Source organism: Streptomyces sp. NBC_00249 (genome assembly GCF_026342355.1).
Taxonomy (GTDB): Bacteria; Actinomycetota; Actinomycetes; order Streptomycetales; family Streptomycetaceae; genus Streptomyces.
On sequence record NZ_JAPEMV010000001.1, the window covers coordinates 966,815 to 988,960 of the forward strand.

21 protein-coding genes are annotated in these 22,146 nt (G+C 70.2%); 8 read left to right on the plus strand and 13 right to left on the minus strand.

Annotation, left to right across the window (positions count from 1 at the left end; all coding sequences use genetic code 11):
• Nucleotides 1–222: 222 nt before the first annotated feature.
• From OOK31_RS04240 to OOK31_RS04255, 4 genes are read left to right on the plus strand one after another with little or no spacing between them, the layout of a single operon-like run.
• Nucleotides 223–1,488 (plus strand): sodium:proton antiporter, encoded by a 1,266-nt coding sequence (locus OOK31_RS04240; RefSeq protein WP_267010961.1) that lies wholly within the window; start codon nucleotides 223–225, stop codon nucleotides 1,486–1,488.
• Entirely contained in the window at nucleotides 1,475–1,942 is a 468-nt protein-coding gene (locus tag OOK31_RS04245) for a CBS domain-containing protein (protein ID WP_267010962.1), read from the plus strand. The genes OOK31_RS04240 and OOK31_RS04245 overlap by 14 nt, the downstream gene beginning before the upstream one ends.
• The gene (locus OOK31_RS04250; protein WP_267010963.1) at nucleotides 1,939–3,237 is read left to right on the plus strand and encodes an ArsB/NhaD family transporter; all 1,299 of its coding nucleotides are present in this window, start codon (nucleotides 1,939–1,941) and stop codon (nucleotides 3,235–3,237) included. Before OOK31_RS04245 ends, OOK31_RS04250 begins: the two co-directional genes overlap by 4 nt.
• A gap of 31 nt (nucleotides 3,238–3,268) precedes the next feature.
• Nucleotides 3,269–3,484 (plus strand): hypothetical protein, encoded by a 216-nt coding sequence (locus tag OOK31_RS04255; RefSeq protein ID WP_267010964.1) that lies wholly within the window; start codon nucleotides 3,269–3,271, stop codon nucleotides 3,482–3,484.
• 9 nt (nucleotides 3,485–3,493) lie between these two features.
• Here the strand turns inward: OOK31_RS04255 and OOK31_RS04260 are convergent, their stop codons facing one another.
• Together OOK31_RS04260 and OOK31_RS04265 are read right to left on the minus strand one after the other, a co-directional pair.
• Nucleotides 3,494–4,558, minus strand: coding sequence for a CdaR family transcriptional regulator (locus tag OOK31_RS04260; RefSeq protein WP_267010965.1), 1,065 nt, complete (start codon nucleotides 4,556–4,558; stop codon nucleotides 3,494–3,496).
• Between the two features lie 250 nt (nucleotides 4,559–4,808).
• Entirely contained in the window at nucleotides 4,809–4,985 is a 177-nt protein-coding gene (locus OOK31_RS04265) for a hypothetical protein (RefSeq protein WP_267010966.1), read from the minus strand.
• Between the two features lie 101 nt (nucleotides 4,986–5,086).
• Here OOK31_RS04265 and OOK31_RS04270 point away from each other — a divergent pair, with 101 nt between their 5' ends.
• Nucleotides 5,087–5,350 (plus strand): hypothetical protein, encoded by a 264-nt coding sequence (locus OOK31_RS04270; protein WP_267010967.1) that lies wholly within the window; start codon nucleotides 5,087–5,089, stop codon nucleotides 5,348–5,350.
• A gap of 97 nt (nucleotides 5,351–5,447) precedes the next feature.
• Here the strand turns inward: OOK31_RS04270 and OOK31_RS04275 are convergent, their stop codons facing one another.
• The 6 genes from OOK31_RS04275 to OOK31_RS04300 form a co-directional block, all read right to left on the minus strand.
• Complete coding sequence (locus OOK31_RS04275; RefSeq protein WP_267010968.1) at nucleotides 5,448–6,410, minus strand: sigma-70 family RNA polymerase sigma factor; 963 nt, start codon at nucleotides 6,408–6,410, stop codon at nucleotides 5,448–5,450.
• Between the two features lie 10 nt (nucleotides 6,411–6,420).
• On the minus strand, nucleotides 6,421–7,635 hold the full coding sequence (locus OOK31_RS04280) for an NAD(P)/FAD-dependent oxidoreductase (protein ID WP_267010969.1): 1,215 nt from the start codon (nucleotides 7,633–7,635) through the stop codon (nucleotides 6,421–6,423).
• A 550-nt stretch (nucleotides 7,636–8,185) separates the two neighbouring features.
• Nucleotides 8,186–10,402 carry a hypothetical protein gene (locus OOK31_RS04285; protein ID WP_267010970.1) on the minus strand — a complete coding sequence of 739 codons (2,217 nt, stop codon included), beginning with the start codon at nucleotides 10,400–10,402 and terminating at the stop codon, nucleotides 8,186–8,188.
• Nucleotides 10,403–10,888: 486 nt separating this feature from the next.
• The gene (locus tag OOK31_RS04290; protein ID WP_267010971.1) at nucleotides 10,889–12,592 is read right to left on the minus strand and encodes a SulP family inorganic anion transporter; all 1,704 of its coding nucleotides are present in this window, start codon (nucleotides 12,590–12,592) and stop codon (nucleotides 10,889–10,891) included.
• A gap of 88 nt (nucleotides 12,593–12,680) precedes the next feature.
• Nucleotides 12,681–13,151: a pyridoxamine 5'-phosphate oxidase family protein gene (locus OOK31_RS04295; RefSeq protein ID WP_267010972.1), complete on the minus strand. Its 471-nt coding sequence runs from the start codon at nucleotides 13,149–13,151 to the stop codon at nucleotides 12,681–12,683.
• 58 nt (nucleotides 13,152–13,209) lie between these two features.
• A complete protein-coding gene (locus tag OOK31_RS04300) occupies nucleotides 13,210–13,449 on the minus strand; it encodes an SHOCT domain-containing protein (protein ID WP_267010973.1) in 240 nt (79 codons plus the stop codon).
• Nucleotides 13,450–13,670: 221 nt separating this feature from the next.
• On the opposite strand from OOK31_RS04300, the gene OOK31_RS04305 reads away from it, so the two are divergent.
• The 3 genes from OOK31_RS04305 (at nucleotide 13,671) to OOK31_RS04315 (ending at nucleotide 15,580) form a co-directional block, all read left to right on the plus strand.
• Nucleotides 13,671–14,135, plus strand: coding sequence for a Crp/Fnr family transcriptional regulator (locus OOK31_RS04305; protein ID WP_267010974.1), 465 nt, complete (start codon nucleotides 13,671–13,673; stop codon nucleotides 14,133–14,135).
• A 26-nt stretch (nucleotides 14,136–14,161) separates the two neighbouring features.
• Nucleotides 14,162–14,800, plus strand: a complete 639-nt coding sequence (locus OOK31_RS04310; RefSeq protein ID WP_267010975.1) for a CBS domain-containing protein — start codon at nucleotides 14,162–14,164, stop codon at nucleotides 14,798–14,800.
• Between the two features lie 90 nt (nucleotides 14,801–14,890).
• Nucleotides 14,891–15,580 carry a response regulator transcription factor gene (locus OOK31_RS04315; RefSeq protein WP_267010976.1) on the plus strand — a complete coding sequence of 230 codons (690 nt, stop codon included), beginning with the start codon at nucleotides 14,891–14,893 and terminating at the stop codon, nucleotides 15,578–15,580.
• Nucleotides 15,581–15,598: 18 nt separating this feature from the next.
• Here the strand turns inward: OOK31_RS04315 and OOK31_RS04320 are convergent, their stop codons facing one another.
• From OOK31_RS04320 to OOK31_RS04340, 5 genes are all read right to left on the minus strand, one after another.
• The gene (locus tag OOK31_RS04320) at nucleotides 15,599–17,329 is read right to left on the minus strand and encodes a GAF domain-containing protein (protein ID WP_267010977.1); all 1,731 of its coding nucleotides are present in this window, start codon (nucleotides 17,327–17,329) and stop codon (nucleotides 15,599–15,601) included.
• A 79-nt stretch (nucleotides 17,330–17,408) separates the two neighbouring features.
• The gene (locus OOK31_RS04325; RefSeq protein WP_323188178.1) at nucleotides 17,409–17,687 is read right to left on the minus strand and encodes a DUF1918 domain-containing protein; all 279 of its coding nucleotides are present in this window, start codon (nucleotides 17,685–17,687) and stop codon (nucleotides 17,409–17,411) included.
• A gap of 2 nt (nucleotides 17,688–17,689) precedes the next feature.
• A complete protein-coding gene (locus OOK31_RS04330; protein WP_267010978.1) occupies nucleotides 17,690–20,266 on the minus strand; it encodes a cation-transporting P-type ATPase in 2,577 nt (858 codons plus the stop codon).
• A gap of 7 nt (nucleotides 20,267–20,273) precedes the next feature.
• Nucleotides 20,274–21,137, minus strand: a complete 864-nt coding sequence (locus tag OOK31_RS04335) for a universal stress protein (protein WP_267010979.1) — start codon at nucleotides 21,135–21,137, stop codon at nucleotides 20,274–20,276.
• Complete coding sequence (locus OOK31_RS04340) at nucleotides 21,134–22,042, minus strand: universal stress protein (RefSeq protein WP_267010980.1); 909 nt, start codon at nucleotides 22,040–22,042, stop codon at nucleotides 21,134–21,136. The genes OOK31_RS04335 and OOK31_RS04340 overlap by 4 nt, the downstream gene beginning before the upstream one ends.
• Between the last annotated feature and the right edge of the window lie 104 nt (nucleotides 22,043–22,146).

Below are 22,146 nucleotides of genomic sequence, written 5' to 3' on the forward strand. Positions count from 1 at the left end.
GGGCGCCGGGAGAGCCAAACCGCCCGGGTGAGGCAGCGATCGCCCACCATAGTGGCGCTTCGCCTGACGCGCGCATGCCGGAGTCCGGCAGCCCCTGCCCTCTTGAACTGCCGTCAGAGAGCCGTCAAAAACGCGTAAGGAATGTATAAAATAGCCGATGGTGTGCCGGGAAGCCTGGTCGGCGAACAGGGGACAACTCTCTTCGCGAATCGGGGCTCTGCCATGGTGCTCGTCGCTGTTTTCGGTGTGGCGCTGCTGATTGCCGTGCTGCTGTCGGGGCTCGCCGCCCGTACGGTCCTTTCGACCTCTCTCCTCTTCCTGCTGGGTGGGGCCCTCGTCAGCGACGGGTTCCTGGGGCTGATCCACATCACTCCTGACAGCGAGATCGTCTCCGTCACCGCCGATCTGGCCCTCTTCGCCGTGCTGTTCACCGACGGCATGCACGTGTCCTTCCCGAAGCTGCGGCAGAACTGGAAGAACCCGGCCCGCGCGCTCGGGCTCGGCATGCCGCTCGCCATGGCCGGGATGGCCCTGATCACCCACTACCTCGTCGGCCTGGACTGGACGACCTCATTCCTGGTCGGGGCGGTACTCGCGCCTACGGACCCGGTGTTCGCCTCCGCGATCGTGGGGCGCCGCGAGGTCCCGGCGAAGCTGCGGCAGCTGCTGAACGTCGAGAGCGGCATCAACGACGGCCTCGCGCTGCCCGTCGTGCTGATCCTCATCGCCGCCGCAGGGCCCACCTCCGGCCAGGCACACGCCTCCGTCGGTTCGATCGCCCTGGAGCTCGGCATGGGGCTGGTCTTCGGGATCGTGCTACCGCTGGCAGTCGCGGGGCTGGTGCGGCTGCGGCTGCTGGGGGCGGAGCCGAAGCTCCAGCCGCTGCTGCCGCTGGCGACCGGGATCATCCTCTACGGGCTGTGCCACCTGACTCACGCCAACCCCTACCTGGCCGCGTTCTCCGCCGGCGCCGTCCTGGCCTCCGTATCGCCCGAGGCGAAGACGGTCTTCGAGCCGCTCGGCGAGATGCTCGCGGAGCTGGCCAAGTTCACCGCCCTCCTCGTCTTCGGCGCCCTGCTGACCCCGACACTCTTCGGAGATCTGTCAGTGGGCGGCTACGTGGCAGTGGTGCTGGCGATCGTGCTGATCCGCCCCGCTTCGCTGCTGGTCTCCCTGCTGGGGGCACGGATCGAGCGCCGGGAGAAGCTGGTGGCCGCCTGGTTCGGGCCCAAGGGTTTCGCCTCGGTCGTCTACGGGCTGCTGGTCCTGCAGGCCGGTATCCCGCGGGGCGAGGAGGCTTACACGCTGATCGCCGTCTGCATCGCCTTCTCGATCATCGCGCACTCCAGCACCGATGTACCGATCGCCCGCCTCTTCCGCATCGACGACCTTGCCGGCATGCCGGGCGAGGACCACACCGCGAAGCCGTCCACCGTCCCCCTCCCGCGCAGTGCACCAGACCAGGAGACGCACCATGCCCGCCCGTGATCTGGCCGAGCCCTACCCCCATGTGACCACCGACGACCCGGCTGTGGACGCGGTCCGCCTGCTCGCCGAGCAGAACCTGCCCGCACTCCTGGTCCTGGACAGCGGCGGAACCCCGTACGCGATCGTCCCCGGCTCCCAGCTGGTGCGCCAGCTCGTACCCGAATACGTGATGGAGGACCCGCTGCTGGCCCCGGTCATCGACGAGCGGCACGCCGAAGCGATGGCCGAAGGCCTGGCGGGCAAGACGGTCGCCGAGTGGCTGCCCCGGCGCAAGTTCAAGCAGCCCTACGTCGGCCCGGACGCGGGGACGATGGAGATCGCGGCCGCCATGGCCCGTACGCACGTACCCCTCGTCGCGGTCGTCGAACGCGACGGCGACACGGGCCGGCTCATCGGGGTGGTCTCGGCGGCTTCCCTGATGCGCCACCTGCTGCAAGCGGGCGGGCAGGCGTGAGCGACTGGCACAGCTGGGCGGCGATCGCCGTCTTCGCCGGCGCCTACGTCCTGATCATCAGCGAATGGGTGCACCGGGTCGCCGCGGCCCTGGGTGGCGCCGCGCTGATGCTGGCGATCGGCGCCACCGATGACATCGCGGCCTTCCACTCCGACAAGACCGGCATCGACTGGAACGTCATCTTCCTGCTGCTCGGCATGATGATGATCGTCGGCGTGCTGAAGCGCACCGGGCTCTTCGAGTACCTGGCGATCTGGTCCGTGAAGAAGGCCAAGGCCCGCCCCTTCCGGGTGATGGCCATGCTGATCGTCATCACGGCGGTCGCCTCGGCGCTCCTGGACAACGTCACCACCGTGCTGCTGGTCGCCCCCGTCACCCTGCTGGTGTGCGACCGGCTGAAGCTGCCCGCGGCTCCGTTCCTGATCGCCGAGGTCTTCGCCTCCAACGTCGGCGGCACCGCCACCCTCGTCGGCGACCCGCCCAACATCATCATCGCCAGCCGGGCGGGCCTCACCTTCAACGACTTCCTCGTCCACCTCGCCCCGCTGTGCGCCGTCCTGATAGTCGTACTCGTACTGCTGTGCCGGGTGATGTTCGCCAAGTACTTCGTCTACGACGAGAAGCGCGCCGCCGAGCTGATGGAACTGCGCGAACGCGAGGCGATCCGTGACCCCCGGCTGCTCGCCCAGGGGTTGGGTGTCCTCGCCCTGGTCGTCGCCGGATTCGTCCTCCACCCCGTCCTGCACTACGAACCCAGCGTCGTCGCCCTCCTCGGCGCCGGACTGCTCGTCGCGATCTCCAAGGTCGAGACGGGCGAGGTGCTGGGCGAGGTGGAGTGGCCCACGCTCGCCTTCTTCGCGGGCCTGTTCGTCATGGTCGGCGCCCTCATCGAGACCGGTGTCATCGGCGAGCTCGCCGGGGCCCTCGCGGACGCGATCGGGGGCGCCGAACTCGGCGGCTCCATGCTCCTGCTGGGCGGCTCCGCCGTACTCTCCGGGATCGTCGACAACATCCCCTACGTCGCCACCATGGCGCCCGTCACCAGCGAGCTGGTCACCGACATGGGAGGCGATCCCGACCACGTCATGTGGTGGGCCCTCGCCCTCGGCGCCGACCTCGGGGGGAACGCGACCGCCATCGGCGCCTCCGCCAACGTCGTCATCCTCGGAATCGCCGAACGCAACCGGACCCCGATCACCTTCTGGCAGTTCACCAAGTACGGGCTCGTCGTCACCGCCGCCACGATCGCCGTCTCGGCCCTCTACCTGTGGCTGCGCTACTTCGCCCTCGCATGAGAGACGCCCGTACCGGAAAGAGAGCAGGCCCATGGCCCGTCATGACCGGCCCACCAAAGCCATATCCATAGCCGTGTGGTGGCCCGCCCTCACCCTGCTGCTGTGGTGCGGCGGACAGGTCCGGCACCAGCCCGCGTCCGCCGTGACCTGCGCCGCGAGCGCGGCTCTGCTGGTCGCTCTGGGAGAGATCGGCGCGTGGCTGCGCCGACGGTGGCGGGCCCGCTCCCGGCTCCCGCGGCAGCACTGAGGGCCGTGCTCAGGCCCCCGCTTCGCCCGGCCAGCCCAGCAGGCGGGCGCCGATCACCGCCGTCTGGAGCGTGTAGCGGTTCACGGGATCAGCCGGGTCGGCGCCGGTCAGCGTGTGGATCCGCTCCAGCCGGTAGGTCAGGGCCCGCACGCTCAACGACAGCCGGCGGGCCGCCTCGGTCGCCACGCAGCCGCTGTCGAAGTAGGCGGTGAGCGTGTCGATGAAGAGCTGCGCGCCCCCGCGCCCGTTCCGCAGCGGGCCCAGCACACTCTCCACCAGGTCGGCCATGGCCTGCCGGTCCCGGGTCAGGACCGGATAGACCAGCAGGTCGGCGGCGTGCAGCACGGGCCCCTCCAGGCCCATCCGCTCCGCCAGTTCGAGGGCGTTGAGGGCCTCCTCGTACGAGTGGACGACCCCACCGGCCCCCGGGTGCGAGCGGCCTATGGCGACCCGGCCGCCGCCGGTGGCCGCGTACGCCCGCTTCGCGAAATACGCCAGGACATCCGGCTGATCGCCCGGCGCGACACAGATCAGCCGCCCGTCCTTCGTCGTCAGCAGGAGCTGCCGGTTGCCGAACCGGGCCAGGACGGTCTCCTCGATCCCCCGCGCCACCGGGTAGCCGTCACCGTACGGCTCCGGGCCCACGGCGACCGCGACCGCATGGGCCTGCGACAGCCGCAGCCCGAACCGCTCGGCCCGCTCCGCCAGCCTCCCCAGATCACTGCCGCCGTACAGCAGGTCGTCGATGAACTCCCGCCGCGCGGCCTCCTCCTGCCGCACCGCCTGGTGCTGGGCCCGTTCGTACCCCTCGGCGAAAGCGTCCACCGCCTGCTCGACAGCGGCCAGCAACGCACCCACGGACCCGGACGGCAACCGCGACTGCATCTCCCGCGCTGCGCCCAAGTGGCCCCGGATGAGCCCGCGCAGTGGGAGTCCCGCCTCCGCCGCGCGCGTGCCCTGCGCTCTGCGGGACTCCAGCTCGGCACGGGTGAGCCGACGGCCCGTGACACAGGCGTCGAGCAGGATTTCGGCATACCCCGCCACATGCTCCGCCGGTACAGCTCCGTCGGTCATTGCCCTCCCCCGATCCTGACGCCTCCATGACACGTCCTTGACGCGGGGACCAGGGTGACACGTGCGGGGCCGGGCGCCACCACCGGCATCGGGGCGTCGTAAAGACTGCCGATCACCGGCAATGCGCGGCCGGGCACCGCACGGGCACGATCAGGTCACGGGGGATCCAGCACGGCCCGGATGCCGAGCCGCGGAAGCGGGGGGAGCGGTGGCATCCGGGCCGGTGGGGGGATCCGTCGGCGCACTCGGCTCAGGGCTGCCGGGCGGCAAGCCACACGGCGGCGACCGCAGCGAGAACGAGAGCCCCCGAGGCGAACAGCGGCAGGCCGGGGCCCGGCAGCGCGTACATCGCCGCCCCGGCCGCCGTCAGGACAGCGCCGAAGGCGAAGAGCGGGGAAAGCGGCCCGCTGCGAGAACGGCGAGTCATGGAATGGCTCCTGGCAGGGGGGAAGACGTCGTGGCCACAGACTCCCACGGAGCACGACCGCCGTACAGCGACGCAGACCACTCGACAGGAGGATCCGGCCCGTGCATCACGACGACGAACCCGTCTTCAAGCGCAGCAAGTGGGGAACCAACCGCTACTACTACAACCCCAACAACCCCATCGGACTCGCCCTGATCGTGATCAGCCTGCTCTTCGCCGCGACGATGATGATCCTGATGTCCAACCGGGCGGGCCCCTTCAAGCCTGCGCCCACCCCGCCGCCGTGGACCCCACCCCCGTACGCCCACTCCTGGCCGCCTTCCAGCACCTCCGCACCCGGGCCCACACAGGGCACACAGAGGTAGCCACTCAACGCACGTCAGGCTTCGAGGCCTTGGACTCCTATCCGTGACCCACGGTGCAGCGATCGGTGCAGGACGCTCGCCGCGCGTCGGCGTCGGTTCACCACTGGTTGAGGAGCGCGGTGTCCGGTTCGTGCTGCCGCCAGGCTTCGGTGAGACGGGCGAGGCGGGTGGGGGCGGCGATGCCGCGCACGGTTGCGATCCTGCCGTCGGTGATGTCGAAGGTGACGGAGCCTATGACCTTCTCTTCGAGCACGAAGAGGAGGGCGGGGGCGCCGTTGACGAGCGCGTAGTGGACGGCGGGCGCGCCGCCGAGCAGCCGCCGCTTCGCGGGTGTGGGCTTGAAACCGGCCCGTGCCATGGCGGCGATGCGCTCCGGGGTGTCGTACCGGATCAGTGTCTTGGCCAGGCCGGCGGCGTTGGAGTCGGAGATCGCGATCGCGTTGTCGGTGAGCAGCGCGACCAGCCGGTCGGTGCGGCCCGAGGTGGCGGCGGCGAGGAATTCCTCAACGATCCTGCGGGCGGACGCCGGGTCGACTTCGCCGGCGCCGCGGCGGCGGTCGGCGGTGACGCGGGTCCGGGCGCGGTGGAGGTGCTGCTGGCTCGCGGACTCGGAGATGTCGAGGATCTCGGCGATCTCGGCGTGGCTGTAGGTGAACGCTTCGCGCAGGATGTAGACGGCCCGCTCGATGGGCGGCAGGCGCTCCATGAGGGTCAGCATGGCCAGGGAGACCGATTCGCGCTGCTCGAAGGTGTCGGCCGGTCCGAGCATGGGATCGCCGTCGAGGAGCGGTTCGGGCAGCCAGGCGCCAACCGTGCGTTCGCGACGAACCTGCGCCGAGCGGAGCCGGTCGAGGCACAGGTTGGTGACGACCTTGGTCAGCCATGCCTCGGGCACCTTGATCTGCTGCCGGTCGGCGGCCTGCCAGTGCAAGAACGCGTCCTGCACGGCGTCTTGGGCGTCGGCGGCGGAGCCCAATAGCCGGTAGGCCAGCGAGGCCAGCCGGTTCCGGCTGGCCTCGAACCGGCTGGTGTCGAAGCGATCAACGCCCATGCTGTCCATGCTGGTTAGCCTAGGCGGCTACGCGACCGCCTCCTCGGCGGGGGCGTCCGGCGGGTACCGAACCGGGTTCGGAGCTCAGGTGGCGCTTGCGCGTGGGCACGCAGAAGGTCGGGTGCGAGTTGGTCCACAGCGACATCTTGAGGATGCCCGCCTTGATCCGCGCGGCCTTGCGGCCTCCCATGTACTTCGGCTTCGCCCGCGCTTCGTGGTCGACCAGCTGCAGGATCCCGTCCTGCCGGCCGAGGCTGATGTGGTTGCCCGGGTAGGCGAGCTTGACGTGTCCGATCTTGCTGCCGGTCAGGCCTCCCACAATGGCCTTCATCGCCTGCATCCCGGTGTAGCCGGCCGAGGCGCAGGACATCGGCAGCGGCAGGCCGTTCTCGCCGATCGTGAAGACGCTGTCGCCTGCGGCGTAGACGTTCGGGTGCGAGAGCGAGCGCATGGTGCGGTCGACGACGATCCGACCGCTCTCGGTGACCTCCAGCCCGGCGGCCGCGGCGATGGGGTCGACCACGAACCCGGTCGTCCACACCGTCGCGTCCGATGCCAGGGCGGTGCCGTCGGCGCACAGGACCCCGGTCGCTTCGACGGCTTCGACGCTCGTGTGTTCCAGGACGGTGATGCCCAGCCGGTCGCAGGCCTGGCGCAGGTGGTTGCGTGCCCCGGCGGAGAGTGGGGCGCCGAGCTCGCCTCGGGCGACCAATGTCACCGACAGGCCGGGCCGGGACTCGGCGATCTCGGTGGCGGTCTCGATCCCGGTCAGCCCGTCGCCGACGACGACCACGGTCCCGTCTTCCCTCAGGCCGTCCAGCCGATCGCGCAGGCGCAGCGCCGAGGGCCGGGAGGCCACGTCGAAGGCATGCTCGGCCACACCGGCGACGCCGCGGTCGTCACCGCGGCTGCCGAGGGCGTAGAGCAGCGTGTCGTAGCCGAGCTCGGCGCCGCCTGCGGCGTCGGCCACGGTGACGACCTGGCGCTCGGGGTCGACGGCGGTGACCCGGGCCACGTGCAGCCGTATCCCCGTGCCCGCGAAAATGTCGGTGAGCTTCTGGGTCTCGATCTCCTGACCGGCGGCGACCTGGTGCAGTCGCAGCCGCTCGACGAAGTCGGGCACGGCGTTGACGACGGTGATCTCGGTGTCCGCCGGGGACAGCCGGCGGGCCAGGTTGCCGGCCACGTAGACCCCGGCGTAGCCGGCGCCGAGGACGACGATGCGGTGCTTCATGTGATGCTCCTGTCGGTTCGCTGGGCTCTCGGTGACTTGAGCGGAACAGCGCCCCGATCCCTGACAGGAATCCATTGTGATGTGGGTCATGGCACGGAAGGTGCCGCCCGCCGGTGTCGGCGACGCCGAGACTGCGCAGATGTCCCGAGATCAAGACGACGCCTCCCGTTGGTGTCGTCGTCCTCGCAGGCCAGCGCCAACGCGGCGGCAGACCACGCCCGCCATCGCCCTGACTCCGCGTCACGCTCGGCTGTGCGGGACGGGCGGCCTGCATCACCAGGCTCACCCGCTGCTCGTACACCTCCTGCAGTTCTCGGTGACCGTAGATCCGTTCGGGTGGAATCAGAGGGCAGTGCCGTGCCGGACACCCTCTCCGCGGCAAGACATGACAAGTGACCGCCCAGGAGACCGAGGACTGGAACAGCGGCGCGTATGCGGCGGCGATCCACGCTCGGCGGGGCGGGCGTTGGCCCCCAAGTGGTCCCCAAGGTCCACCAGATGGCAATGGGGCCCGCCAGCCGTCACAGCTGGCCACCAGGGGAAAACCGGCTCAGGAAGCGGTCTGGCCCCGCTTCCGTTCGGCTCGGCGTCGCAGGTCGCGGATAACCTCATGCCAGCGCCAGGAACCGTCCCAGTCGCAGCCCTCGTGCCCGCCCGGCTCCCAGCCCGCAAGCTCTTCCAGCTGCTTGATCAGGACATCCGGATCGACAGGTACACGGTGTGGACGCTCGTCGTCGAGCTGCCCTGCGACGTCGTGCAGCCGGTGAGCAGCGCGGTAGTAGGACAGCTGGGTGTCGGTCAGCCGGCGTACGGCGTAGCCGCCGCACTTGCTGCACCAGTCCCAGTCGTCACGCGCCAGCAGGTCCGCCACGGTCAGAAGGTCGTCGCTCGCCGCGAGGCCTCGATCCCGTGTATGCCGGCACAAGGGTGAGTGCCCCTTGCCCTCGAACTTGGGATTCGAGTTCGTGGCGTAGATCTGCGCCTGCCCCAGGACACCCAGCGGAAGGCCGCTGCCGCTGCGCCAGCGGTCGGTGCCGGGCGGCCGGAACGGCGAGAGGCCCAAGGAAGCAGGCGCGAGCAGGCCCTCCCACACCGCGAGGGGCAGAATGCCGGAGCGGCCGGTGTCGAGGCTCCGCAAGTCGGAAACGCCGCGTGCCATGGCAAGCAGGCGCAGATTGTGTTCTTGGTCATGCTCCCGGTACGTCCGCCGGACAACGTCCCGGGCGCCGGCTGCAAGGCCCAGGTCAGCACCGAAGTGGCCATCCTGCCGTGCATGGCCGTGGCCCGAGGATGGGGCATCGTCAGCCTCTGGCGTGGGGACGATGTCCTTGATCCACGGACTGATCACGCTCTCGGGGAGGTCCGACGCACTGGCGACGATGACGCCGAGCCAGCCCTCGGCAAGTCGCCTCTCAATGACTTCGAGAGGCAAAACCTCCGCTCCGCCGCTCGTCGAGAAGACGATGTAGAGCTGGTCGGCAGCGTACGAGAAGTTGCGCAGCGCCCGGAGGTGCGCGGGTGTGACGGGCTGGCGGTCGAAGACAGGTGTGTCATCGAAGACCCCGGGCCGGAGGGAGTCCGGCTGCCCTTGGGGGTCCGTTTCAGCGGCCACAGCATCGGAACTGCCCGGCTCACACACGAGGTTGCCCGAGGGTTCCAGGAGTCTGGCGGCGACGAGTGCGGGGACTCGCAGCGTCAGCGTGCGTCGACCCCAGTCGGCGGCGATGGTCCAGGTCAGCAGCACGCCGAGAGTCCACCGATCCAGGCCGTCCAGGACGTCGGGAACGCCTCCGCGCGAAGGCTCCTCCGTGCCCTCCGGCAATCGCGCCGTGACCCACACCGTCGGTGTCGAATCCGTCGCCGCAGCGGCGGCATGGGCTTCGTCCTCCCAGGACTGAATCAGACGGGCGGCTCCTTCCAGAGCTTCCGCGTGCCCCTTCTTGTTGGGCCGGATGCCGTGCACGAGGTCATAGCGGTTGATCGACCGTGACGCCGGTCCTTCCCAGCCCCGCTCGGCCGAGTACTGCCACCTGCGCCACAACGCGCTCAGGCCTGTGGAGATCTGGCTGCCTTTGCCCAGCACCGCGAAGGCAGGATCGTCGGTCGGCAGCGGAGGCGTCTCCAGTGACGCTGCCGCAGCGGCCACGACGAGACCAGCCGGCTCAACGAAGAGGGTCGCCTGCACCCGCAGGGTCTCGAGGTAGCGCTCCTTCGCCGACACCTTCGGCTCCGCCCAGGCGGTCAGCCAAGGGAAGTGAGCGATGATGGCCTGCGCTCGGTGAAGGCTCTGGGCTGCGTGCCGCCAGCGGGACAAGACCTGCTCCTGCAGCTCTTGTGCCTCCCTGCGCGCTTCCCACGGCCTGTCGTCATCCTCCTCGTCTTCGCCCTCGTCCGCGGCGCCCCGTTCCGACTGCAGAAGCTCAGCCGCAGCCTGCACCTCGTCCTGGGTCCAGTGCACGTCCTCGTCCGGCTCCGCATAGGCCTGCAGCTGATGGAGCAGTCCCGATCCACCCAGCGCCCGCATGAAGATGCCCAGCCCCGATGTCGGCCGCGACGTCGGACCCCAGTCCGCACAGCCCGAACAGAACCTGTCCACCGCGTCCGCGTTCAACGGAACCTCGATCGTGGCCACATGGGGCGTCCGGAGCTGACCACACTCTCTGCGCACATGCAGTCTGGCGTTCTTGCCCTTCGCCGAGTGGACGGTGATCTTGGTGCCTTCGAACGGTCCGAGTGGTACGTCGGCTGTCAGCATGCGATCGCGCACGAACTCCCCCTTCTCCTGCCTTGCGAGCTTAGAGCCGAGCAGTGACACGCGCTGCCGGACGCTGGATGAATGCCCCTGATGACACCGACTACGTCCGCAAGTTGCTCGCAGCCCAACACCCGACCGACTCCAGCAGCCATCCGACCTACGAGATCGAGATGTCCGGCCAGGACATCCCCATCGGGCCGGTCCAGCGCACCCCGCCCGCCCTCTGCCCGTCGATGCACAGAGGGCGGGCGGAACTTCACGGTGGAAGCCGATGCGCAGCCGGTAGGCGACCCAGCGGACGCGTGGCACACCGGCTGACCAGCAGTTCACCGCAGAGTTCGAGCCTCCTTACTCCATCGCCCAGATGCGTGTACTCGGCACTGGTCCCCAGATCTGGTCCCCAGATCCGGGGTCGCCTGCCATCGTCGTGGCTTCACCCCCGCGCACAGGCTCCGCAGCCAAGGTCTCGCGTGAAGAAGCCACGGTTCCGTTCTCTCGTCATGGGCCGGGATCATGGTTGGCGGACCGCTGCCAGGCGTGGAAAGCAGCGATGGCTGTCGGCAAGGTCGGGTAAATACGGTTCGCCCCGACCGCCGCCGTGAGGCCGTAGGCGTCGAGGGATTCGCGAAGTTCCTGCTTGACACGGGCGAGGGCGAACACGACCTCCCTCTCTACGAGTTCGGCGCGCAGGGCCTCGACGGCGTCAAGGGCGGTGATATCGACCTCGACGTTGGCCTCGGTGTTCAGGACGAACCAGTCGACCGGTCCGTCCTGCACATCGACAGCCGCCATTGCGCGGCGGCGGAAATCCTCGGCGTTCGCGAAGAACAGCGGAGAGTCATAGCGGTAGATGAGCAGGCCGGGGACGGTGCGGGCAGTCGGGTAGTCGTCGACGTCGTGCATGCCCGCCAGGCCCGGAACGATCCCCAGGATGGCGTCGTGTGGACGAGCAACCCTTGCAAGCAGATCGATTACCGAGAGGGCCACCGCGACCAGGACGCCGTACAAGATGCCCAGGGCGAGGACGCCGAGGGTGCAGCCGATGGCCAGGAGTAGTTCGCGGCGTCGGAAGGCCGCCAGCCTGCGGAACTCGCTCACCTCGACCAGGCGTACGGCGGCGTAGACGACGATGGCGCCGAGGGCGGCGGCAGGAGTGTGGGTGAGCAGCGGGCCGAGGAAAAGGAGGACGGCGGCCACGCAGGCGGCGCCGGCGAGGGAGTACACCTGGGTACGGGCTCCCGAGGAGTCCGCGAGCGCGGTGCGGCTGGCACTGCTGCTGACCGGGAAGCCGTGCAGGACTCCGGCGCCGAGATTCGCCGCGCCGAGGGCCAGCAGCTCGCGGTTGGCGTCCAGGCGGTGCGGGTCGTCGTGCCGGGCGAAGGCGCGTGCGGTCAGGACGACGTCGGTGTAGCCGACCAGCAGAACGCCGAGAGCCGGGAGCACCAGGTCGGCGAGGTCGGTCAGCCGGGGCAGGGCGAAACCCGGCAAGCCGGACGGCACCGCGCCGATGACGTCGATCCCCTGGTCCTCGTCCAGTGCGAAGACCGTCACTACCGCCGTGGCGAGAAGGAGGACAACGAGCGGTCCGGGCAGAGCGCGCCACAGCAGCGGCAGGGTGAACAGCAGGAGCAGGCAGCCCGCGGCCATGACGGTCGTGGGCCGGTGCAGGTCGCCGATGTGGTGGAGGAACGAGAAGAGCTGGGGGAAGAACCCCGATCCGCTGCCGCTGGTCCCGGTGAGGCGGGGCAGCTGATCCACGATCATGATGAAGGCGACACCGGCCAGGTAGCCGACGAGCACGGGCCTGGAGAGCAGGTCGGCCAGGAAGCCGAGCCGGATGGCCCACGCGACCAAACAGAGCAGGCCGACGACGAGGGCCAGGGCTGCCGCAAGCGCCGCGTAGCGCGTGGGGTCGCCGGCCGCGAGTGGCCCGACGGCCACGGCGGTCATCAGTGCGGTGGTCGACTCCGGTCCGACGGACAGCAGGCGCGAGGTGCCGCTCAGGGCGTAGAGGACCATGGCCGGCAGGACGGCCCACAGGCCTACGACCGGAGGCAGACCTGCCACGCCCGCGTAGGCCATGACCTGGGGGACCAGGTAGGCGGCGACCGTGATTCCGGCCAGGACGTCGCCCCGGAGCCAGCTCGTCCGGTAGCCACGGAAGGCGGGCGGAATCGCGGTGATCCGTCCGTGCTTCGGCATGGCACCTCCGGGACTCCATGCGGGCCTGTGCCTCACCATGGTGCCGGGCGGAGGGCTGCGAGGAGGTGAAGCGCGCGTGGGCCGACCTCTACGGGCTGCTCTCACGCAGGCGGAAGCCGGTGATCAGGTCGGGCCTGATCCGGATGGCGCCCGATGCGGTGCCCTCGACCCACGGGTGCAGGAGGTGCGCGTAGCGCTCGATCTCGCTGGGGGCGGTGACTGCGGTGGCGTAGCCGGTGGCGACCACGCTCCAGCCCAGGTGCGCGCCTTGATCGATGACGTCGGCTTCGTACGCGACGACTACGCCCGCATCTGCCTGAGCCGCGAGCAAGGCTCCCAGCGTCGAGCCGTCCTGGACCCGGACGATGATGTCGCCTGCATCGAGAAGGTGGTTGACGGGGCGCACCGCGGGCAGCGCGTTACGGGTGAACACGATCCGGCCCAGCGGAACGGTGCCCAGCAGCTGCAACGCCTCGTCAGCGCTGAGTTCTTCCATCTGCCGTCCCGGCATGCTGACGGCAGGCAAGCTGGTGGTCGTAATGGCCGGGTCGCTCTTCATCGTGGGCATCCTCGGTCAAGCGGGCGGGACGCCGGTGCCCTTGCCCGCTGTTGGCTTCTCAAAGTGGCGTGGGCCCAGGGCCGTGGCTTCGCAGCACCGCGAGCCGCCGGGTGTACTCCTCCTCGTCGATCTCGCCTCTGGCGAATCGTTCCGCGAGGAGCCTTTCGGCCCCGCTGTCGGAGGCTGAGTAAGGCGCGGGTGCAGTCCGCCCGTCCGCACCATCTCGCCTGAGGGCGCGGACCACGAGGACGGTCGCCGCGACGATCAGGGTCCAGAAGATCAGCGTGGTGAGGGACATGGCGAACCATCCCCAGGCCCCCATGCCATGGCCATTCCAGTACATCGCGCACCTGCCAGGTGGACGGGTCGACGGCCGCGAGCCGGCCATCTGCTGCCAGGATCTCCGGCTGCGCCGTCCCCGGCATGGGCCGGTCGGCCCATAGACGGGACCAGAGGGCCCATGCCCGGGACCGGCGGGAACGCCAAGACTGAAGACGGACTCGAACAGGAGGCCACTTTATGAGCACCCCTTCACCCGCTCGTCTCTCCGAGGCGCTGCCCGCCGACTGCCGCTCCCGTCTGATGGAACTGGCCCGAGAGGTCAACTTCGACGAGGGGGCCCATCTCTTTCGCGAGGGTGGCCACGCCGACCGGTTCTGGATCGTCCGGTCCGGAACCGTGACCTTGGACGTCCACGTGCCCGGGCGGCGCGCCGCCGTCATCGAGAGCCTCGGCGCCGGCCAGCTGGTCGGCTGCTCGTGGCTCTTCAAGCCCTACTCCTGGCGTCTGGGTGCGGAGGCGATGACGCCCGTCCGCGCGTACGAGTTCGACGCGGCACGCGTACGGACGCTGATGGATACTGACGCCGCCTTCGGCTCTGCCCTGGGCCACTGGGTCGGGCAGGTCCTCGCCAACCGGCTGCAGGCCGCCCGCGTGCGCCTTCTCGACTTGTACGCGCCCTATGGCAGCGGCAGCTTCCTCTGATCGTCCGTACGCCGAAGGAGCCGGTCATGCCCGCATCCCGCTACACCGTCAGTGACGTCATGACGCACACCGCCGTCGCCATCGGCCGCGAGGCTTCCTACAAGGAGATCGTCGAGCTGATGCACCAGTGGAAGGTCAGCGCGGTCCCCGTCCTGGAAGGCGAGGGCCGGGTCGTCGGCGTCGTCTCCGAGGCGGACCTGCTGCCGAAAGAGGAGTTCCGGCGTACGGACCCCGCGCTGCCCGAGCAGCTGGAGGAAGCGTCGAAGGCCGGCGCGGTGCTGGCCGAGGAGCTGATGTCGAGCCCGGCGATCACCGTGCACCCTGACGCGCCCGTCGCCGAAGCCGCAAGGATCATGGCGCGCAAGCACGTCAAGCGCCTGCCCGTGGTGAACGCGCTCGACATGCTGGAAGGCGTGGTCAGCCGCAGCGACCTCCTCAAGGTGTTCCTGCGGCCCGACGAGGAGCTCGAAGAGGAGATCCGCCAGACCGTGCTCACCGAGCTCGTACCCGGCATGACCTTGGACTTCGCCGTACAGGACGGCGTCGTCACTCTGCGCGGCCCGCTGCGGGACCGGGCCTTGGTCCCCCTGCTCGCACGGGCGATCCGCGCGGTCGAGGGCATCGTGGACGTCCGGATGGAGCTGGAAAGCACCATCGCTGCCTAACGAGCCGTCTCGTCGGCCACGGGTGCATTGCGCCTCTTCCTGAGACAATTCGGAGGGAAATGCACAGCACGGACCGAGCCAGGGGCGATCATGTCCGAGGATCCGACCATGTCCGCCGGGGCGCCTATCAAGGTGTTCCTCCTCGATGACCACGAGGTGGTCCGGCGCGGGCTGCGGGACCTCTTGGACGCAGAGCCGGACATCACGGTCGTAGGCGCAGCCGGAACGGCCGAGCAGGCTCTCGCCCGCGGGCCGGCGCTCCGTCCGGACGTCGCCGTACTTGACGTGCGGCTACCCGACAGCGACGGCATTACCGTCTGCCGCGAGCTGCGCTCGCGCATGCCGGGCCTGGCCTGTTTGATGCTGACCTCGTTCGACGACGAGGACGCCCTCTTGGACGCGATCATGGCAGGGGCTTCCGGCTACGTCCTGAAGCAGATCAAGGGCACCGACCTGGTCTCGGCCGTACGCACCGTCGCCACCGGCCAGTCCATGCTGGACCCTGCGACCACCGCCCGCCTGATGCACTCCCTGCGGGACCCGGAGTCGGCGAAGGCGCCGGAGGACGCCCGCCTGGCGGCTCTGTCCGAACGGGAGCAGGCCGTCCTGGACCTCATCGGCGAGGGCCTCACCAACCGGCAGATCGCCAAACAGCTCTACCTGTCGGAGAAGACGGTCAAGAACCACATCTCACGGCTCCTGGGCAAGCTCGGAGTGGAGCGGCGGGTCCAGGCGGCCGTGATCGCCGCCCAAGTGCACGAGCACGACGCCGGCAAGTAGCAGGTACACCGACGACGGTCAGCGCGGTGGCGGGACCAGAGGTACCTGCCACTCCAGGCGAGTGCCCCGCTCCCCATCGCCCCGCGCCGCGGCCTGCATCTGGCCGCTGAGCCTTTCGGCACGCTCTGCCAGGTTCCGCAGTCCGCTGCGCCGACCGCCCGCAGGCAGGCCGACGCCGTTATCGGTCACGATGACCGTCAGGTTCCCGTCGGCCGCGACGATCGAGACCTCTGCCCGCGTGGCCTCGGCATGGCGGGCGACGTTGCTGAGGGCTTCCCCCACCACGGCGAGGGCCTCGTCCGCGACGGCCGACGGTACGTCGGTGTCGATCAGCCCCTCCACACGCAGGGCCGGGGCGAAGCCGAGGGCCGCCGAGGCCTCATCCAGGGCCTGGGCCAGGCGGGAGCGCATCTTGGATGCCTCACCGGGGGCCTCGTGCTCGCGGAGTCCGAAGATGGTCGATCGGATGATCTTGATGGTGGCGTCGAGGTCGTCCACGGCGCGCGCGAGGCGTTCGGATGCCTGGGGGTGGTCGACGAAGCGCTGGGCGCTCTGGAGGGTCATGCCGGTGGCGAAGAGGCGCTGGATGGCCAGGTCGTGCAGGTCGCGGGCGATGCGGTCGTGGTCCTCCAGCAGGCTCATCTGCTCGGCGTCGTGGCGCCGGTCGGCAAGCTCCAGTGCCAGGGCGGCCTGGCCCGCGAATCCCGGAAGCGCGGCGATCTCCGCGGTGGCGAACACGGGGCGACCGTGCCGACGGGCGAGCATCAGGACGCCCCTGAGTTTTTCCTTGGTGCCGACGGTGACGGCCACGGCCGGGCCGAACCCCTTCCACCGCTCGGGTTGCACGGTGACGCGCTCGTCGGTCGCCATGTCGGGGACTGTGATGAGGCCATTGCGGGCCAGCGCGGCCTCGGCGAGAGTGCCCTGCGTACTGGGCAGGACGATCCCGCGGTGCGCCTCTGCTCCCTCTCCTAGGGCGAGGGAGCCTCGCAGTTCACCACCCGAGCCGAGCAGGTAGAAAACGCCCATGTCCGCGCTGGTGATGTCCTTGGCCCGCTCCAGCATGCCCTCGAGGACCTCGTCCTCGGGCGCTCCGGAGAGCAGGGCGCTGGTGATGTCGGAGCTGGCCTCCAGCCAGCGCTCGCGCAACCGGACCTCCTCGAAGAGCCGGGCGTTTTCGATGGCGATGCCGGCCGCGACGGCGAGGGTGGACAGGACCGCTTCGTCCTCGGCGTCGAACTCGGCGCCGCCGCGCTTCTCGGTCAGATAGAGGTTGCCGAAGACCTCCTCGCGAATGCGGATCGGGACACCGAGGAAGGAGTGCATCGGCGGGTGGTGGTCAGGGAACCCGTACGAGGCCGGGTGCTCGGACAGCTCCGACAGCCGCAACGGTTCGGGATGGCGGATCAGCTCGCCGAGGATGCCGTGGCCGGAGGGCAGGTCTCCGATCTGTGCGCGGAGGTCGTCGCTGATGCCGACGGGAAGGAACTCGGCCAGCTTCTTGTCGTTCCCGATGACTCCGAGGGCCCCGTACTCGGCGTCCACGAGCACCACGGCGGCCTCGACGATGCCGTGCAGCACCTGCGGCAGATCGAGTTCCCGGCCCACGGACATGACGGCCTCGAGCAGACCGTTCAGCCGGTCGCGGGTGCCCCTGACCTCGTCGATCCGCACCTGCAACTCATCCAGCAGTTCGTCGAGCCGCAATCGAGGAACACCGCTCCGGGTGGGCTGTTCCCCTGTGCTCATGCCCACCTCCGGCCGGAAGCGATGGCGAGATGGCCATCACTTCCACGGTATCTCCGGCCGGGGGGCCCGGCCTTCCCACTCAGCAGGAGGCGACTGCCCCGCTCGGCCTCTCCTCGTGCCGCGGCGTACCGGGTTCGTCATGCAGATGCCGGACGTGGGCGTCCGGGCCGGGGAAGAACACGCTGGTGCGGCCGGTATCGGACCAGCGGACGTCGTACGGAGGGGTGCCGTCCTCATGGTGCAGGGCGATGACTTCTCCGTCACGGCCCGGCGTTCCGACCGTGGGGCCGCCCACGACGATCTGGTCGCCCACCTCGGCGTGGACCCCGTGCCCGTGGGCAAGCGGATTCGCGTTCATGATCATGCCTTTCTGTGGAATGCGCCTCGCAGGAGCCGGGCGGCGACGAATGCCGCGAGGGCTGCCGCGGTGGCGAGCCCTGTGCCGGCCCAGCCCACCGGCTGGGTGTCCAGCAGCGACTGCAGAGTGGGAACGTGCAGGGCGGCCATCGCAAGGAAGGCGGAGGCCACCACGGAGGCGGGGAGGAAGAGGTTCTGGGTGGTGAGCAGCCGGGCCCGCAGGCCCAGGGCCACGCCCAGCTGGGCGCCGAGCAGAGACAGGAAAAGCACGCTCTGCCAGGGCAGGCCATGGGTGCGCGCGGCGATTCCGGCGATCAGGCTGAACGCTGTCACGGCCGCGGCGAGGATGAGGAGGCGTTGCCACACGCCGGCGGCCAGGATGTGCTGTCCGGGCGGCCGGGGCGGGCGCCGCATGGCTTCTGGTGCGGCCGGTTCGGCGCCCATGGCAACGCCGGTCAGGCCGTGTGTGAGGAGGTTGATCCACAGGATCTGCCCCGCCCGAAGAGGGAGGGCGAGGCCGAGGAGGGGGCCCGCCAGCATCACTAGGATCTCGGCGGTTCCGCCGGCCATGGCGTAGACGAGGAAGCGTCGGATGTTGTCGTAGACGCGGCGGCCTTCCTCGACGGCCGTGACCACGGTGGAGAGCTCGTCGTCCGTGAGGACGAGGTCGGCGGCCTGGCGGGCCACCTCGGTGCCGCGGGCGCCCATGGCGACGCCGATGTCGGCCTGGTGGAGGGCGGGGCCGTCGTTGACGCCGTCCCCGGTCATGGCGGTCACGGCGCCGTGGGCACGCCAGGCGTGGATGATGTCCAGTTTCTGCTGTGGATCGGTCCGGGCGAAGACGCGGACCGCGGTCAGGTCGGTGTCCGGTGCTGCGGCCAGCTCGGGTCCGGTGACGACCGCATCAGCGGGACCGTCGTCGACGAGGCCGATGCGTACGGCTATGGCGTGGGCGGTCGCGGGGTGGTCGCCGGTGATCATGATCGGGGTGATGCCGGCGGCGCGGCAGGCTGCCAAGGTGGCCGCGGCTGCCGCTTTCGGCGGATCGCTGATGGCGATCAGGCCGAGAAGGCTCAGTCCGTGCTCCGCCTCGGCGGCGGGCGGACTCCACTGGAGCCGTTCGGCGCCAGCCACTGCCAGGACCCTGAATCCGTGCGCGGCCAGCCGGGCAGCCTGCAGGCGAGCTTGCTCCAGGACCTCGGGCGGCTCGGTGAGCACCGTGGGAGCCAGGACAGCCTCGGGCGCCCCCTTGAGGCAGACCAGGACGTTGCCGTCGGGCAGGTGGTGGAGGGTGGTCATCCGTTTGCGCAGGCTGTCGAACGGTGCTTCTCCGATCCGGGGGCAGGCCCGGTGGAGCTCGGCGTGGCTCGGGCAGCCGGCCTTGGCGGCGGCCGCCAGCAGTGCGGCTTCCATGGGATCGCCCACGGCCGTCCACCCGTCGGAACCGCTCTGGGGCGGTTTCAGGCTCGCGTCGTTGCACAGGGCTGCCGTGGTCAGCAGCTCCTGGAGAGGGCGGAGTTGCTCGGGTGTCAGGGAGCGTCCGGCGCGGGTCAGGGCTCCGTGGGGTTCGTATCCGCTGCCGGACACGTCCACGTTTCCCGACGGCGTCCACACGTGCTGGACGACCATGCGGCCCTCGGTGAGCGTGCCGGTCTTGTCCGTGGCCAGCACGCTCACCGAGCCCAGCGTTTCGACCGCCGGCAGGCGTCGGATCAGGGCGCCCCGGGCCGCCATGCGGCGGGCTCCGAGGGCGAGGGCGAGGGTGACTACGGCGGGCAGGGACTCGGGCACCGCAGCGACGGCCAGGCTGATGGCGGTGACCGCCATCGTGCTCACGCCGAGGCCGCGTACGAGGCCCAGGGCGAAGAAGAGCACGCACAGGGCGAGGGTGGCGGCGGCCAGGACGCGGCCGAGGGAGGCGAGGCGGCGCTGGAGCGGGGTCGGCCCGTGGTCTCCGTCGAGGAGCGCCGCGATCCGGCCGAGGGCGCTGGCGGATCCTGTGGCCGTGGCGGTCGCGACACCCCGACCGCGCACCACGACGGTGCCGGCGCTGACCGTGTCGCGCGCGGTCTTGGCGACGGGTTCCGATTCGCCGGTCAGCATCGACTCGTCAATCAGGAGGGCTGACGCCTCCGTGAGATCGGCGTCCGCAGCAACGATGTCCCCCTCGCCCAACAGCAGGCTGTCACCCGGCACCACGAGCGCTGCCGACACCTCGTGCGCTTCACCGTCGCGCCGCACCCGGGCATGCGGGGCCGAGAGCGCGGAGAGGGCGGAGACCGCGTGGTCCGCCCGGACTTCCTGGGTCACTCCCACGGTCGTGTTGAAGACGACCACCAGGCCGATGACGACGGCGTCCGGGTGGTCGCCGATCGCGATAGTCAGGAGTGCGGCACCGAGCAGCACCATGATCAGCGGATCACGTAGCTGCGCCAGCACCCGACGGTGGAGGGGTGTGGGCGGCGGAGGTGCCACCTCGTTGCGCCCGTAGCGGGCCAGTCGGCGTTCGGCCTCGGCCCGCGTCAGCCCCGCCGGGGGCAAGGAGCCGACGGACGACGTTTCGATCGCGCGGCTGGTCATGGCCGGTTCATCCGGTGGGGATGGTGATCACCGGGCAGTGCGCGCGGTGCAGGAGGCCGTGGACGACGGATCCGATCCGCATGCCGGTGTAGCCGCCGCGGCCGCGGCGGCCCACGACGACGGCCAGGGCGTGCTCGGCTGCCCGGGCCAGTTCCTCGACGGGGTGGCCGGTGAGGACCTCGTGCGTCACATGCACATCCGGGTACTTCTCGGACAGGCTGGCGGTGGCCTCGGAGAGCAGGGTGCGCTGGGCGCGCAGCGCCACCTCCTCGTCGTCCAGCATGATCAGCGGCGGCTGCCACACGCAGACGACCCGCAGCGCCGCCCCTCGAAGGTCGGCCTCGTCGAAGGCGAAGGTCAGCGCGGCCGTGGCGGACGCGCTGCCGTCGATACCGGCGACGACATAGGGCGGCTGCTGGCTGATGTGCTCGGCGTCGCCCACGACGACGACCGGGCAACGGGCCTGGGCGGTGACGGGGACCACGAGGGAGCCGGCGCTGAAGAACTCGGCGGTGCGGCTCAGGTGCCGGGAACCGAGGACGATCATGCGGGCTTCTCGCGCCGCAGCGCCCAGCACGGGGGCGGGGAAGCCGCTCAGCAGGTCACCGGTGACGGCCACCTCGGGGTGGCGGTCACGTACCCAGTTGCACGCTTGTTCGAGACGGTCGGATACGGCCTGCCTCAGGGCCGTTTGGCGGGGGGTGTCGTCGACCTGTTGGGTGTCGTGCTGGGGCGGCACGGCGAGCACCAGGCGCATCGGGAGCCGACGCCGTTGCGCCTCGTCGGCGGCCCAGGCCAGGGCAAGGTGCCAGTCCCTGTCCGGGTCGATGCCCACGACGATGTCACGGCTTGCTGACGGGTGGCTGGTCATGACTGGCTCCCGAAGTCGCTGCCGGTCCGAGGAATGAGGAGGACGGGGCAGTGGGCGTGGTGCAGCAGGCTGTGTGTGGCCTTGCCCAGGTTGGGGGCGAGTCCGAGGGGCCCGGGCACCCGGCGGCCGCCCATGACGAGCAGGTCGGCGTGGCGGGACGCCTCGACCAGGACGCCGGCCACGGAGATGCTCTTCTCCGCATCGGCCTGTACCTCAAGGTCGGGGAACTCGCTGCGGATCACGTCCGTGACGGCCCGCAGGGTCTCTGCGTGCCCGCCGGCGATCTCGTCGACGCCGTCGAGCATGGTGACCACCTCACCGACGGACTGGAGCACGTTCCACACGTGCAGCAGTCGCAGGGAGGCCTTGTGCAGCTCGGCTTCCCGGGCTGCGTACCGGGTGATCAGGAGGTCGTGTTCGTCGCGGACCGCGGCGAGGACCGTTCCGGTCTCCTCGGTCCCGTCGATGCCTCGGACGACGATGACGGGTGTCATGGCGATGGCCGCGGTGCCCAGCCCTACCGAGCCGAGCATGAGGGAGTTGAACCCGCCCAGGCCGCGGTTGCCCACCACGACCGTGCCGTGGAGTCCTCCGGCCCGGTGCAGGGTGTCGACAGCGCCGGCGCGGCTGAATTCGGTGGTCACGGTCAGCCCGGGGTACTCGGCCGACACGGCCTTCGCCGTGTCGTCCAGGAGCGCCCGGCCGTTGACGCGGACCCGTTCGATGGTCTCCGCGGACAGGTACAAGGCCCTGCCGTCGGTGTCGGAGCCGTAGACGATGTGCAGGGGACGGTCACGGCGTACGGCCTCCTTGGCCGCCCACAAAGCAGCGACGCGTGCCGACTCCGAGCCGTCCACGCCGACCGTGACCGAGCTGGTGTCCGGGGTGCGGAAGGTGCTTTCCACGATTCCTCCCAACCGAGAAGCCGATGAGGGACACCACTCACGCTGGCACCGTCGACGCATCAGGAAGAGGGCCGCCCGGGACCGCCGACGGGACCAAAGGTCCC